The 14,046-nt window shown below is 68.9% G+C and carries 14 protein-coding genes; 8 read left to right on the top strand and 6 right to left on the bottom strand.

What is annotated here, in order from left to right; translation table 11 throughout:
- Window positions 1–34: 34 nt before the first annotated feature.
- From ACLBYD_RS03635 to ACLBYD_RS03615, 5 genes are all read right to left on the bottom strand, one after another.
- Window positions 35–1,168 carry an Mrp/NBP35 family ATP-binding protein gene (locus ACLBYD_RS03635; protein WP_447815441.1) on the bottom strand — a complete coding sequence of 378 codons (1,134 nt, stop codon included), beginning with the start codon at window positions 1,166–1,168 and terminating at the stop codon, window positions 35–37.
- 183 nt (window positions 1,169–1,351) lie between these two features.
- Window positions 1,352–2,224, bottom strand: coding sequence for a lytic transglycosylase domain-containing protein (locus ACLBYD_RS03630; RefSeq protein ID WP_447815440.1), 873 nt, complete (start codon window positions 2,222–2,224; stop codon window positions 1,352–1,354).
- 222 nt (window positions 2,225–2,446) lie between these two features.
- The gene (locus ACLBYD_RS03625; RefSeq protein ID WP_447815439.1) at window positions 2,447–3,376 is read right to left on the bottom strand and encodes a hypothetical protein; all 930 of its coding nucleotides are present in this window, start codon (window positions 3,374–3,376) and stop codon (window positions 2,447–2,449) included.
- Window positions 3,377–3,480: 104 nt separating this feature from the next.
- Entirely contained in the window at window positions 3,481–4,002 is a 522-nt protein-coding gene (locus ACLBYD_RS03620; RefSeq protein ID WP_024103444.1) for a DUF1003 domain-containing protein, read from the bottom strand.
- Entirely contained in the window at window positions 3,995–5,269 is a 1,275-nt protein-coding gene (locus tag ACLBYD_RS03615; RefSeq protein WP_006554297.1) for a magnesium transporter MgtE N-terminal domain-containing protein, read from the bottom strand. Before ACLBYD_RS03615 ends, ACLBYD_RS03620 begins: the two co-directional genes overlap by 8 nt.
- A 58-nt stretch (window positions 5,270–5,327) precedes the next feature.
- Here ACLBYD_RS03615 and ACLBYD_RS03610 point away from each other — a divergent pair, with 58 nt between their 5' ends.
- The 3 genes from ACLBYD_RS03610 to ACLBYD_RS03600 all read left to right on the top strand — a co-directional run bounded on the left by ACLBYD_RS03610 (window position 5,328) and on the right by ACLBYD_RS03600 (window position 7,845).
- Window positions 5,328–6,287: an HpcH/HpaI aldolase/citrate lyase family protein gene (locus ACLBYD_RS03610; RefSeq protein ID WP_447815438.1), complete on the top strand. Its 960-nt coding sequence runs from the start codon at window positions 5,328–5,330 to the stop codon at window positions 6,285–6,287.
- 121 nt (window positions 6,288–6,408) lie between these two features.
- The gene (locus tag ACLBYD_RS03605; protein WP_006554299.1) at window positions 6,409–6,894 is read left to right on the top strand and encodes a general stress protein; all 486 of its coding nucleotides are present in this window, start codon (window positions 6,409–6,411) and stop codon (window positions 6,892–6,894) included.
- Window positions 6,895–6,966: 72 nt separating this feature from the next.
- The gene (locus ACLBYD_RS03600) at window positions 6,967–7,845 is read left to right on the top strand and encodes a hypothetical protein (RefSeq protein WP_447815437.1); all 879 of its coding nucleotides are present in this window, start codon (window positions 6,967–6,969) and stop codon (window positions 7,843–7,845) included.
- Window positions 7,846–7,849: 4 nt separating this feature from the next.
- On the opposite strand, the gene ACLBYD_RS03595 is transcribed toward ACLBYD_RS03600, so the two are convergent.
- Window positions 7,850–8,290: a protein-tyrosine phosphatase family protein gene (locus tag ACLBYD_RS03595; RefSeq protein ID WP_160874828.1), complete on the bottom strand. Its 441-nt coding sequence runs from the start codon at window positions 8,288–8,290 to the stop codon at window positions 7,850–7,852.
- An 87-nt stretch (window positions 8,291–8,377) separates the two neighbouring features.
- Between ACLBYD_RS03595 and ACLBYD_RS03590 the strand changes: the two genes are divergently transcribed.
- From ACLBYD_RS03590 to ACLBYD_RS03570, 5 genes are all read left to right on the top strand, one after another.
- Complete coding sequence (locus tag ACLBYD_RS03590) at window positions 8,378–9,607, top strand: GNAT family N-acetyltransferase (RefSeq protein WP_447815436.1); 1,230 nt, start codon at window positions 8,378–8,380, stop codon at window positions 9,605–9,607.
- A 114-nt stretch (window positions 9,608–9,721) separates the two neighbouring features.
- Window positions 9,722–11,080: an ABC transporter substrate-binding protein gene (locus ACLBYD_RS03585; protein ID WP_447815435.1), complete on the top strand. Its 1,359-nt coding sequence runs from the start codon at window positions 9,722–9,724 to the stop codon at window positions 11,078–11,080.
- A gap of 65 nt (window positions 11,081–11,145) precedes the next feature.
- Window positions 11,146–12,027 (top strand): carbohydrate ABC transporter permease, encoded by an 882-nt coding sequence (locus ACLBYD_RS03580; RefSeq protein WP_447815663.1) that lies wholly within the window; start codon window positions 11,146–11,148, stop codon window positions 12,025–12,027.
- Window positions 12,027–12,857, top strand: coding sequence for a carbohydrate ABC transporter permease (locus ACLBYD_RS03575; RefSeq protein ID WP_006554305.1), 831 nt, complete (start codon window positions 12,027–12,029; stop codon window positions 12,855–12,857). The genes ACLBYD_RS03580 and ACLBYD_RS03575 overlap by 1 nt, the downstream gene beginning before the upstream one ends.
- A gap of 5 nt (window positions 12,858–12,862) precedes the next feature.
- On the top strand, window positions 12,863–14,029 hold the full coding sequence (locus ACLBYD_RS03570) for an ABC transporter ATP-binding protein (protein WP_447815434.1): 1,167 nt from the start codon (window positions 12,863–12,865) through the stop codon (window positions 14,027–14,029).
- Window positions 14,030–14,046: the final 17 nt, after the last annotated feature.

The raw sequence follows: 14,046 nt of genomic DNA, 5'->3' as shown, positions 1-14,046 counted from the left end.
AGCCCNCGGCGGGGGCTCGATCGATATCGGGTTCTTACAGGTGACGCGTGGTGTCGATTCCCAGCGACATGCCGGCCAGTCCGCGCTTGCGCACCGCGAGCTTGTCGGAGACCTCCTCGAGTGCCACCGCGGGCGCCGAGTCGGGCGCCGCGAGGACGATCGGGGTACCGGAGTCGCCGGCCTCGCGCACTGCCGGGTCGAGCGGGATCTGGCCGAGCAGCGGCACCGTCGCGCCCACCGCGCGGGTGAGCCGCTCGGCGACGGCCTGACCGCCGCCGCTGCCGAAGACGTCCATTCGGGTGCCGTCGGGCAGCTCGAGCCACGACATGTTCTCCACCACCCCGGCGATGCGCTGACGCGTCTGCAGCGCGATCGAGCCGGCACGCTCGGCGACCTCGGCGGCTGCCTGCTGCGGCGTCGTCACGACGAGGATCTCGGCGTTCGGGATCAGCTGCGCGACGGAGATGGCGACGTCACCCGTGCCGGGCGGCAGGTCGAGGAGCAGGACGTCGAGGTCGCCCCAGAAGACGTCGGCGAGGAACTGCTGCAGCGCGCGGTGCAGCATCGGGCCACGCCACACCACCGGGGTGTTGCCCTCGGTGAACTGGGCGATGGAGATCATCTTCACGTCGTGCGCGATCGGCGGCATGATCATCCGCTCGACCTGCGTGGGCTTGGCGGACGTGCCGAGCATGCGGGGGATCGAGTGACCGTAGATGTCGGCGTCGAGCACGCCCACCGACAGTCCGCGCGCGGCCATCGCCGCGGCGAGGTTGACGGTGACCGACGACTTGCCGACACCACCCTTGCCGGAGGCCACCGCGTAGACGCGCGTGAGCGACCCGGGCTGGGCGAACGGGATGACGGGCTCGGTGGAGTCGCCGCGCAGCGACTTGCGGAGCTCGGTGCGCTGCTCGTCGCTCATCACGTCGAGGGTCACCCGGACCTCGCCCACGCCGGCGACGTCGGCGACGGCCTTGGTGACGCGCTCCGAGATCTCGGTGCGCATGGGGCACCCGGCGGTGGTCAGATAGATCGCCACATCGACGCTGCTGTCGGCGCCGATCTCGATGCTCTTGACCATTCCGAGATCGGTGATGGGCTTGCGGATCTCCGGGTCCTGGACCCGTGCGAGCGCACTGCGGACGTCGGACTCACTGACTGCCATGACGCCCATGGTAGGCGGCACGCCGCTCGCGACCGGATACGGGTCGACGGTGACCCGACGACCGCCTTCGGTCGGGGTGACCCGACGACCGCCTTCGGTCGGGGTGACCCGACGACCGCCTTCGGTCGGGGTGACCCGACGACCGCCTTCGGTCCGGGGTGACCCGACGACCCTCTCCGGACCTCAGTGGATACGGGGGAGATCCGCGGGGCTCGGGTCGATGCCGGTGGAGTAGGCCGTCGACCAGGCGAGCACGTTCGCTACGTAGGCCATCGAGTTGTTGTAGCGGTGGATCGCCTTCGTCGAGTGCGCGAGGTTGCGCATGTCGAGGCCACCGTCGCACAGGTACTTCGCGGTGGTGAGCGTCGAGTCGTACAGGTTCTGGGGATCGGAGACCCCGTCGCCGTTGCCGTCGCCCGCGTACTGGTTCCACGTGGTGGGGATGAACTGCATCGGCCCGACCGCGCGGTCGTAGACGGTGTCGCCGTCGAGGGCGCCGCCGTCGGTGTCGTGGATGACGGCCTGGCCGGGCAGGCTGCCGTTGAGCGGCAGTCCGATGACGGGCTCGAGCAGGTTGCCCTTGTCGTCGGCACGACCACCGTTGGCGTGTCCGGACTCGACGCGGCCGATGCCGGCGAGGAGCGTCCAGTGCATGCCGCAGGCGGGATTCTCCTCGGCGAGGACGCGCTCGGCGTTGCGGTAGGCGGCGTAGTTGATCCCGGGGATGCCGAGCGGGCCCTCCTGGAGGACCTCGGGCTCGGGTTCCGGCTGGGGGGCGGCCTTGAAGGTGCGCACGGGTGCCGGTTCGGGCTCGAGCATGATCGTCTGCACGGCGGCGACCGCTTCGGGGACCGCGGCGGCGAGGTCGGCCGAGTCGGTCGACGACGCCGTCGGCTCGGTCTCGTGGTGAGCTGCACCCGCACCCATCAGCGCTCGCGGCGACGCACCCGCGGTGGTCGCGGCTGCGGCGACCAGTCCGACCGGAACGAGTCCGGTCATCGCGATGACGGAATTTCGCCGAAGCTTCGAATCCGACGGTTTGGCGTGGCGGCCCAATGGATAACCCTCCCTCGGGTGCCTCGGAACGAGACACCTTCGTTACGTGCCGGGCCGAGGCTACAGCATTCGATGCTTTTCCGTTACTCAAACGTGATGTAACGGGGGTGCATGCGTACTGCTGTGGCCCATCCGTGCTGGTCCGGTGGGTCGGGTGGGGTGAAAGAAAAAGATGACGGCACGCGTGTCGCGCGTGTCGTCACCTCACGTGTGTGCCGGGAGTTATTCGCAGAAGGCGGGCACCAGGCAGGGGAGTTCGGGCAACTCCGGCATCGGCGGCGGAGCCGGGATGTTCTGTTCGGGTGCCTGCTGAGCCGGAGTGTCGGCGGGCGCTTGCTGGGCCGGCTGAGGTGTCGCCTCCGGAGCGGGCGCGGTGACCGCCGGAGCCGGCGCGGGGGCCGCGACATCCGCGGCGTTCGGAACGGGCCGCGCCGGGATCGGAGCGAGATCGGCGGGAGCCACCTCGGCGGCCTTCGAATACGCACCGGACCAGTGCCGGACGTTCGCCAGATAGTCCGGTGACGGATCGACCGACGCCACCGCCCGCGCCTCCCCGTCCGGCTCGCGCAGGTTTCCGCCCTCCGCGCACATCCGGGCGCCGGCGGCCAGGGTCGCGTCGAAGATGTTCTGCGGATCGGCGGTGCCGTCCGCGTTGCCGTCGGCCGAGTACTGCTCCCACACCGCGGGGGCCAGGCGCATCGGCCCGAGCAGCCCCTCCGGGGTGACGACCGGCGCGGTCAGCGTGCCCAGGATGTCGGTGCGTCCCCCGTCCGCGTGTCCGGAGCTCAGGCGCCCGACGGCGGCGAGCAGATTCCACGGCAGGCCGCACTCGGGGGAGTCGATGGCCAGCTGCATCTCGGCCGCGCGATAGGCGTAGAAGACGAGTTCGGGGATCGCGAGCGGCCCGTCGCCGAGGACCGCCGCACCCCCTGCCGCGGCCACGGCGTCGGGCGGAAGCTGGGCGAGCGGGTCGCTCGGGCTGCGCAGCGGTTGCGCCTCGCGCACCTCGCCGGGGAGCACGCCCACCGCCGGAGCGGCGCTCGGCTCGGTCTCGGCGGACGTCGTCTCTGCCACCACCGTCGCCGACGACGCTGTCGCCGCGAGTCCGGCAGCGACGATCACCGGCATCGCCAGCGCGACCTTCCACCGCACGCGATCACCCTCCTCCGGTCGTCCGTCCGACTGCTGTGACGAAGGTTACAGAAGGATGTCGGGTTGTGTGCAACCGGGCGTGCCGGACAACAGGACGGGGTCCCTCAGCGACGGGGCCCGCGGGTGCGCGGAGTGCCGGCGTCGTCCTCGTTCTCGTCGTCGATCAGCAGGGCGCGCAGATCGTCGAGTTCGCGACGCAGATAGTCGCGGGTCGCGACCTCACCCACCGCGAGTCGCAGAGCCGCGAGTTCGCGTGCCAGGAACTCGGTGTCGGCCTTGGTCTGCTCGGCGCGGGCGCGATCCTCCTCGAGCGACACGCGGTCGCGGTTCTCCTGCCGGTTCTGCGCCAGCAGGATCAACGGCGCCGCATAGGCGGCCTGCGTCGAGAAGGCCAGGTTGAGAAGGATGAAGGGATAGGGATCCCACTGCAGTCCGACCGCGGCGATGTTGAGGGCGATCCACACGATGACGACGATCGTCTGGATGGCGAGATAACGGCCCGTTCCGAGGAACCGGGCGATCGACTCGCTGACCCGGCCCACCGCCTCGGCGTCGAAGTTGAAGCGGAACCTCGACGCCTGTGGGGTCTCGAGGCGCGAGCGGCCCTGCGTGCTGCGGTCACTCATCCTCGATGTCCTCCTCGCGCCAGTCCTCCGGCAGCAGATGGTCGAGCACGTCGTCGACGCTCACCGCGCCGAGCAGGTGCCCCTCGTCGTCCACCACCGGACCGCAGACCAGGTTGTACGTCGCGAAGTACCGGGTGACGGTGGTCAGGGCGTCGTCGGGGGCCAGGCGCGGCAGGTCGTCGTCGACGACCCCTCCCACCAGGCTCGCAGGCGGTTCCCGGAGCAATCGTTGCAGATGGACACAGCCGAGGTACTTGCCGGTGGGCGTCGCGGTGGGCGGCCGCACGACGAAGACCATCGACGCCAGGGCCGGACTCAGATCCGGATTGCGGGCGCGGGCGAGCGCTTCGGCCACCGTGGTCGCCGGCGTCAGCACGACCGGCTCGGGGGTCATCAGACCACCGGCGGTGTCGGGGGAGTGCTCGAGCAGGCGGCGCACCGGCTCGGAGTCCTCGGGGTCCATGCGTTGCAGGAACGACTCGGCGTCCGTCGCGGGCAGCTCACCGAGGAGGTCGGCGACGTCGTCGGGATCCATCGCCTCGAGCACCGCGACCGCCCGGTCGAGGCCGAGTTGGGTGAGCAGGTCGGTCTGGTCGTCGGAGGGCAGCTCCTGCACGATGTCGGCGAGGCGTTCGTCGTCGAGCGCCGCGGCGACCTCGGTGCGTCTCTTGATCGGCAGGTCGCGCAGGGCGTTCGCGACGTCCGGCGGGCGCATGTCCTCGAACTGCAGGAGCAACTGCGCGACACCCTGTCCGGGCATCGACAGTGCCTGCTGGGTGAGTCCGTGCACGTGCGGCCATTCCACGATATGGATGGGGGAGCGGCGCGCGAGCCGGCCGCGATGGCGACGCACCGCGACCCGGGCGACCACCCAGTCGCGGGTGCGCATGAGCTCGAGCCCCAGATCCACCACGACGGCGTCGACACCCATCAGGTCCGGCAGCTCCGGGTCGTCGACGCGCACACGCGAATCGAGGACCTGACCGAGGGCGAGCACTTCCGAGGGCCGTTGTGTGAACCGGCGCAGACTGACGTTACCGGTGACGAGGGTGACCGCACCGGGTTCGATCGCGGTCACGCGCAGCATCGGGACGAAGATCCGCTTGCGGGTGGGCAGTTCGACGACGAGCCCCAGCGCACGAGGAGGCTGACGCCCCACTCGTATGGTCAGCACGACATCGCGGACGCGGCCGATGGACTCGCCGTCGGGGCCGAGAACGACCAGTCCGGCCAGCCGCGCGACGAAGACCTTGCTCACTGCTGCCATGATTGCCAGGCTAGAGCGTGCCCACGCTGTTCCCGGAACTCGGAGGTCTGGTCAGGTCATGTCGTTTTCGTTCAGGCCCCGGAGGTCGGTACTCGCGGTTCCCGGCAGCAGCCGGAAGATGATCGACAAGGCCAAGGGCCTTCCCGCCGACGAGATCTTCCTCGATCTCGAGGACGCGGTGTCGCCGCTGGCCAAGGAGCAGGCCCGCAGCACCATCGTCGAAGCTCTGAACGAGGACGGCTGGGGCGACCAGATCAAGGTCGTGCGCGTCAACGACTGGACCACGGACGCGACCTATCTCGACGTCGCGACGGTCGTCGGTGGTGCCGGCGCGAATCTCGACGCTATCCTTCTGCCGAAGGTGCCCGACGCGAGCCACGTGAAGGCGCTCGACCTGCTCCTCACGCAGGTCGAGAAGGCCCACGGTCTCGAGGTGGGACGGATCGGTATCGAACCGCAGATCGAGAACGCCATCGGGTTGACGAACATCAACGAGATCGCAACGGCGAGCCCGCGCGTGCAGACGCTCGTGTTCGGTCCCGCAGACTTCATGGCGAGCATCAACATGCGCACCCTCGTCGTCGGTGAGCAGCCCGAGGGTTACGACGTCGGCGACGCCTACCACCACATCCTCATGACGATCCTCATGGCCGCGCGTGCGCACGGGCTGCAGGCCATCGACGGTCCCTACCTCCAGATCCGCGACGTCGACGCCTTCCGCCGGTCGGCGCAGCGCACCGCCGCCCTGGGCTTCGACGGCAAGTGGGTGCTGCACCCGAGCCAGATCGACGCGGCCAACGAGGTCTTCAGCCCCCGGCAGGAGGACTACGACAAGGCCGAGATGATCCTCGACGCCTACGAGTGGCACACCTCGGCCGAGGGTGGCGCCCGCGGTGCCGCGATGCTCGGTGACGAGATGATCGACGAGGCGAGCCGGAAGATGGCCCTCGTGATCTCCGCGAAGGGCCGGGCCGCCGGGTTGCAGCGCACCCAGAAGTTCGAGCCGCCGACCTCCTGACGGGAACGACCAGGAAAAAGAACATATCGGGCGAACCGTCGCGGCGTGTCGGTCCCCGTCGAGGCAGAATGGAAACCGGCGCCGCGACCGTCGGCGTGCATCGCGAAGGAGCCGAAACGACATGACGAATCCCCTCGGACCCGGTCGCCAGGTACCCGGTCTGCCGACACCTCCCACGGGCTGGCCCGTCGGTTCGTACCCGACCTACGCCGAGGCGCAACGGGCGGTCGACCACCTGGCCGATCAGAACTTCTCCGTCGAGGACGTCACCATCGTCGGTGTCGATCTCATGCAGGTCGAGCGGGTCACCGGTCGGCTCACGTGGCCGAAGGTGATCGGCGGCGGCATCGTCTCGGGTGCATGGCTCGGCGTGTTCTTCGGTCTCCTGCTCGGCATCTTCTCCACCGACTTCCTCGGCCCGCTGCTCGTCGGCCTCGTCGGCGGCATCATCTTCGGTCTCATCTCGGCGAGCATCCCGTACGCCGCGACCCGCGGTCAGCGCGACTTCTCGTCCACCATGCAGCTCGTCGCCGGCCGCTACGACGTGCTGTGCCAGCCGCCCACCGCCGAGAAGGCGCGCGACATCCTCGCCAAGCTCGCCATCTGATCGTCTCGCGGTCGCGCGTTCGCCGAGAACGGCACTCGTCGTGATCGGCCTCGCGCCACTACTGTCGATCCCATGCCCGACCTCGATTCGGTGGCCGATGCCCTCTACGGCCTCGACCCAGGAGACTTCGTGGCGGCCCGCTCCGAATTCGCGGCGCAGGCACGCGAAGCGGGCGACCGCGAGCTGACGGCGGCCATCGGCAGACTGCGCAAACCGACGGTCGCGGCCTGGATGGTCAACCTGCTCGCCCGCGAACGGGCCGACGAACTCGCGGCGTTGCTCGACATCGGATCCGCCCTGCGCACCGCACAACGACGACTGTCCGGCAGCGAGATGCGGAAACTGTCGGAGCAGCGTCGCCGGGTGGTCGCCGCGCTCGAGCGCGACGCGGGTCGGCTCGCCGCCGACCGCGGCCGCACCGTCTCGGAGAGCGCACTGCGTGAGGTGGGGCGCACCCTCAACGCCGCGTTGTCGGATCCCGACATCGGGGAGCAGGTCCGGCAGGGCCGGCTCGACGCGATCGTCGAATCCGACGGTTTCGGCGACCTGTCGGCGATGCCGCTCACCGTCGTCCGCGGAGGGTCGGAGGAGGACGACGAGGACGACCGGACGGCAGCGGGCAAGTCTGCACGCAAGAGCAAGGGCGAGCGCGAACCCACGGAGCGCGAGAAGGCGGAGCAGGCGGCTCGCGAGGCGGAGATCGACGAGGCCGCTGCCGCTCTCGACTCGGCGCACAGCGCGGCCGAGGAAGCGCGCGAAGCCGCGTCGGCGGCAGAGCAGGAGCTGGCCCGTCACGAGGAGGAGGTCGCCGAGCTCCGGGCGAAGCTCGAACACGCAGAGCAGCAACGCACCTTCGCGCGCCGCGCCGCCGCCGAGGCGAAGAAACGGGTGGTCGCCGCCGAACGTGCCGTCTCGGCCGCCGAGGCCAACCTCGCCCGGACGAAGAACTGAGCTGTCAGGAATGCGCCTTCGCGTGCGCGACGAATTTGCGCTGCCAGGGCGTCTCGACCGCGCGCGGATGGTAGTGCCGCCGAACGAAGTCGACCGCCTCCTCCGGGGAGAGCCCGTCGAGGACGGCGAGGCACGCCAGTGCGGTGCCGGTGCGGCCGCGTCCACGCCCGCACGCGATCTCCACCCGCTGCCTCCCCGCGCGGATCCACGCCTCGTACAGAATGGCGAGAGCGTCCTCCGGGTCGCGTGGCGTGCGGAAGTCGGGCCAGTGGATCCACCGCGACTCCCACTCGAACGGTGCTGCCGGGGGGCGGCCGAGGAGATACACCCCGAAGTCGGGAAACGGCTCGTCGAACACCGGCCTGCGCATCCCGCGTCCCCGCACGAGTCGGCCGGAGGGCAGCTGCAGCACCCCGGTGTCTGCTGGATCCCACTCGCGTCGCACGCTGGAAACCTACCCGCCCGGAGCCGGTGTACCGAACGTCACGGCCGTTCACCCGCGGTGCAAGTTCGCGGTCGATAGTGTCGTTCCATGGGTGAGCGAACGGAACCGGAGATCAGAGTTCTGGAGTCGGAAGCCGAACTGCGGGAGGCGTCTGCGCTGTTCCGCACGGCGATGGTGGGTCTGCCCTCGTGGCCCGAGGTTCCCGACGGGACGGTGAGCCGTTACCTCGAGGCCGGTCGCACGTGGGGTGCCTTCCTCGACGGCATGCTCGTCGGGACAGTCGACGCCACGAGCGGAAATCTCACCCTGCCCGGCGGCGCCCGGGTGCCGCACGCGGCGGTCACCCACATCGGTGTGCTGCCCACCCATACGCGTCGCGGCGTGATCTCCGGACTCGTGCATCGCCAGCTGAGCGACGCGCGGGACCGCGGCGAGATCCTCGCGACGCTGCGTGCCTCCGAAGCGACCATCTACGGCCGGTTCGGCTACGGCGTCGCCTCGACCTCGGTGTCCGTCGACGTCGACGTGCGTGGTGCCGCACTGCGTCCCGACGTGCCCGAGTGCGGAGCGGTGCGTCTGCTGACCTATCCGGATGCGTGGGACGTGCTGGCGCAGATCCATTCCCGTCATCTGCCGCCGCGCCCCGGCATGATCGATCGGTCGGAGTACTGGTGGAACTCGCGCCGGTGGCGGGCCGACTCGCTCACCGATCCGATGTACGTGGCGGTGCACGGCGAACCGGGGCAGGAGGACGGCTTCGTCCGGTACCACCCCGTCGACACGCAGGGGTGGTTCACCAGTCGCAACCGCACCGTCGTGGTCGACGACTTCTTCGCCCCGTCGCCCGCGGCGTACGCCGGCCTGATCCGGTTCCTGCTCGACCTCGATCTGGTCGACACCTTGCGGTTCACGGCACTTCCGCAGGACGACCAGCTCCCGCTCATGCTCGGCGACGCGCGTGCCGTGCACTTCCGCTCGGTCTCGGACGAGACGTGGTTGCGCATCCTCGACCTCGATCGGGCGCTGTCGGCGCGGAGTTATCGAGGGTTCGGCTCGGTGACCGTGGAGGTGACCGATCGGCTGCTGACAGACAACGCCGGTGTCTTCGAGATCTCCGCCGACGGCGTGGCGCGCACCGCGGGACCGGCCGACCTGATGATCGACATCGCCGACCTCGGTGCGCTCCTGCTCGGCCGGCATGGCTGGCACCGGATGGTCGACGCGGGTCGCGCCCGGGTGCACCGACCGGAGGCCGTCGACACCGCTGACCTGCTGTTCTCCTGGCCCCAGGCACCCTTTTCGGGGACCTCCTTCTGACCTCGTCGTCGTGCCGATTCCGCTCCGGATGTACGCCCTGCTCGTTTTGCTACGGCTGGCCGGTACGGGCGTTATCGTCGGATCACGAGGTCCCCGATGCGAGCGGAGTCACGCATGAGACGGTCGGGCAAGAGCCGGCGGACGAGCCGGGCGGTCACAGCTTCTGCGGCCGCTGTGCTTCTGGCGTCGGGACTGGTCGCGTGCGGCAGCGACGACGAGGGTGTCGTCCTGTCCTTCTACACGGCCGCCGACGGTGCCGAGCAGTACGCGCAGGCCGCGGAGGTGTGCACCGCGGAGGCGGGCGGCCGATATCGCGTGCAGCAGAGGACACTTCCGAAGAACGCCGACGACCAGCGACTGCAGTTGGCGCGGCGGCTGACCGGTAACGACCCGGGACTCGACCTCATGACCCTCGACGTCGTGTGGACGGCCGAGTTCGCGGAGGCCGGCTGGGCGCTGCCCTTGCCCGACGATGTGGCCGCCGCGGTCTCCGAGGGCACCCTCGAGGGTCCCCTCGAATCGGCGACCTGGCAGGACCGGCTGTACGCCGCGCCGCTCAACACCAACACCCAGTTGCTCTGGTACCGAAAGGATCTCATGCCGGACGGGCAACCTCCGGAGACCTGGGACGAGATGATCGAGATCGCGAGCGGCCTCGCCGAGGAGGGCCGGCCGTCGTGGATCGGGGTGCAGGGCCGGCAGTACGAAGGGCTGATGGTGTGGTTCAACACCCTGCTCTCGAGCGCTGGAGGCTCGGTGGTGGGGGAGGACGGTGTCACCGTCACCCTCACCGACAACGACGCGGCGGTGACCGCGCTCGACATCATGAAGCGCGTTGCGACCGCGCCCGGCGCCGATCCCTCCCTGAACCAGGCCGACGAGGCGGCCGTCCGTCTCGGTATGGAGAGCGGGCGCACGGCGTTCCAGGTCAACTGGCCGTTCGTCCTGCCGGGCATCATCGAGAACGAGGCTGCTCTGCCCTTCATCGACGAGAACGGCAACGTCACCTCGGAGAACACCGGCAACACGGTCCTGACCGTCGACGGTGAGCAGAATTTCCTTCCCGCGCCGTACCCCTCGGTGATCCCCGGCGAGCCCGCCCAGGTCACCATCGGCGGGTTCAACATCGCCGTCGCCCGCACGAGCACCCACCCGGATCTCGCGTTCGAAGCGATGCAGTGCCTGCGCAACGAGGAGAACCAGCGCAACAACGCCATCGGTGGCGGCGTGCCGCCGACGCTCGCGGCGCTGTACGACGACCCCGATTTCCAGGAGGCCTATCCGGCCTGGCGTGAGGTCCGCGCCGGTCTCGAGAACGCCGCGGTGCGTCCCGCTTCACCGGCCTACCAGAGCATTTCGACACTGGTGACGGCCACCCTCAACCCGGTCGACCAGATCGATCCGCCCCGCACCGTCGAGGAACTCGCCGAGCAGGTGCAGAAGGCGGTCAATTCGGAAGGACTGATCCCGTGACCGCCGTCGAATCGAAACCGACCGACGAGACCCCGAAGGAACCGTCGACGAAGACGAAAGCAGCGCTGTCCGAGGGGAAGAAGGCCGAACGACGACTCGGTCTGCTGCTCGTCGCACCCGCCGCGATCGTGATGCTCGCCGTCACGGCCTATCCGGTGGGATACGCCGTCTGGCTCAGTCTGCAGCGTTACGATCTGCGCTTCCCCGACGAACGGCGCTTCGTCGGACTGTCGAACTACGTCGCGGTGCTCAGCGACGGATTCTGGTGGCAGGCCTTCATCGTCACCTCGCTCGTCACCCTGATCTCCGTCGCGATCGAGTTCGTGCTCGGCCTCGCGATCGCACTCGTCATGCACCGCACGATCGTCGGCAAGGGCATCGTGCGCACGGTGGTGCTGATCCCGTACGGCATCGTCACCGTCGCCGCCGCCTACAGCTGGTACTACGCGTGGACCCCGGGCACGGGCTATCTCGCGAACCTGCTGCCCGACGGCAGCGCCCCGCTCACCGATCAGATCCCGTCCCTGGCGATCATCGTGCTCGCCGAGGTGTGGAAGACCACGCCGTTCATGGCGCTGCTGCTCCTCGCCGGCCTCGCGCTCGTCCCCGACGATCTGCTCAAGGCGGCGCAGGTCGACGGTGCCGGGGCGTGGACGCGTCTGGTGCGGATCATCGTTCCGTTGATGAAACCGGCGATCCTCGTCGCCCTGCTCTTCCGCACGCTCGACGCCTTCCGCATCTTCGACAACATCTACGTCCTCACCCGCGGTGCCAACGGCACCGGATCGGTGTCGATCCTCGGTTACGACAATCTGTTCCGGGCCTTCAACCTCGGCATCGGGTCGGCGATCAGCGTCCTGATCTTCCTGTGCGTCGCGATCATCGCGTTCGTGTTCATCAAGTTGTTCGGTGCATCCGCGCCCGGCTCGGACGAAGGGGGCCGATGATGGCCGAGACCAGGAAACGGACCCTGTCGTGGTCGGCGGTGAACCTGATCGTCCTGCTCTACGCACTCGTCCCGGTGCTGTGGATCGCGAGCCTGTCGTTCAAGCCGCCCGGCACCATCCAGGACGGCCGGTTCATCCCGCAGCAGTGGACGCTCGACAACTACCGCGGCATCTTCCGCACCGACGCGTTCACGAGCGCGCTGATCAACTCCATCGGCATCGGCCTGATCGCCACGGTCATCGCGGTGATCCTCGGGACGATGGCCGCCTACGCGATCGCCCGGCTCGACTTCCCCGGTAAGAAGATCCTGGTGGGCGTGGCACTGCTCATCGCGATGTTCCCCCAGATCTCCCTCGTCAGCCCGCTGTTCGAGATCATGCGCGGCCTCGGACTGTTCGACACGTGGGCGGCGCTGATCCTGCCGTACATCACCTTCTCGCTACCGCTCGCGATCTACACCCTGTCGGCCTTCTTCAAGGAGATCCCGTGGGAACTCGAGAAGGCCGCGAAGATGGACGGCGCGACACCGGGTCAGGCGTTCCGGAAGGTCGTGGCCCCGCTCGCCGCTCCCGGCATCATCACGGCGGCGATCCTGGTGTTCATCTTCTGCTGGAACGACCTGCTGTTCGCGATCTCGCTGACCTCCACCGAGCGGTCCATCACCGCACCCGCCGCGATCGCGAACTTCACGGGTGCATCGCAGTTCGAGGAACCGACCGGCTCGATCGCGGCGGCGGCCGTCGTTATCACGATCCCGATCATCGTGTTCGTCCTGATCTTCCAACGTCGAATCGTCGCCGGACTGACCTCCGGCGCAGTGAAGGGATAACTACCGTGGCCGAGATCGTGCTCGACAAGGTGACGAAGGAATATCCGGACGGAGCGAAGGCCGTCAGCGACGTGGATCTCGAGATCGCCGACGGCGAGTTCATCATCCTCGTCGGCCCGTCCGGGTGCGGAAAATCCACGACGCTCAACATGATCGCCGGTCTCGAGGACATCTCCGACGGCGAACTGCGCATCGCGGGTGAGCGTGTCAACGAGCGGGCACCGAAGGACCGCGACATCGCGATGGTCTTCCAGTCCTACGCGCTGTACCCGCACATGTCGGTGCGCGACAACATCGCGTTCCCGCTCACCCTCGCGAAGGTGTCCAAGGACGAGATCGCCCGCAAAGTCGACGAGGCGGCCCGGATCCTCGATCTCACACAGCATCTCGACCGCAAGCCCGCCAACCTGTCGGGCGGTCAGCGGCAACGCGTGGCCATGGGTCGTGCGATCGTGCGCAGCCCCAAGGCGTTCCTCATGGACGAGCCGCTGTCGAATCTCGACGCGAAGCTGCGCGTGCAGATGCGCACCGAGATCGCGCGCCTGCAGAAGCGTCTCGGGACCACGACGGTGTACGTCACGCACGACCAGACCGAGGCGATGACGCTCGGCGACCGCGTCGTCGTGATGCGCGGTGGGCTCGTGCAGCAGGTCGGGGCGCCGCAGGAGTTGTACGACCATCCGCGGAACCTGTTCGTCGCCGGCTTCATCGGATCGCCGTCGATGAACTTCGTTCCGGGGCAGATCGAGAACGGTTCGATCCGCACCTCGTTCGGCGAGTTCCGGTTGCCCGACGAGCGGTGGGAGACCGTGCGTCGCAACAATCCGTCGCGCGAGGTGGTCGTCGGTATCCGTCCGGAGCACTTCGAGGACGCCGACCTGCTCGACCCGACCCAACGGGAGACGGGCGTGACCTTCTCCGCCGAGGTCGACGTGCTCGAGTCGATGGGCTCCGACAAGTTCGCGTACTTCACGGCCGAGGGGCCGGGCGTGCACTCGAAGGACCTCGACGAACTCGCCGCCGACGCCGGCGCCGACATGTCGGCCGAATCGCTGGTCGCGCGATTGTCGGTGGAATCGCAGGCCACCAAGGGCGGGACCGTGCAGTTGTGGTTCGACCCGGCGAAGATCGCCCTGTTCGATCAGGAGACCGGCGCGAACGTCACCCTCTGACGAACCGGCTTCGGTGG

The sequence above is a fragment of the Rhodococcus sp. C26F genome, assembly GCF_053345925.1.
The sequence above is the reverse complement of the archived record's forward strand: the minus strand, read 5'-3'. Positions and strand labels throughout refer to the sequence as shown.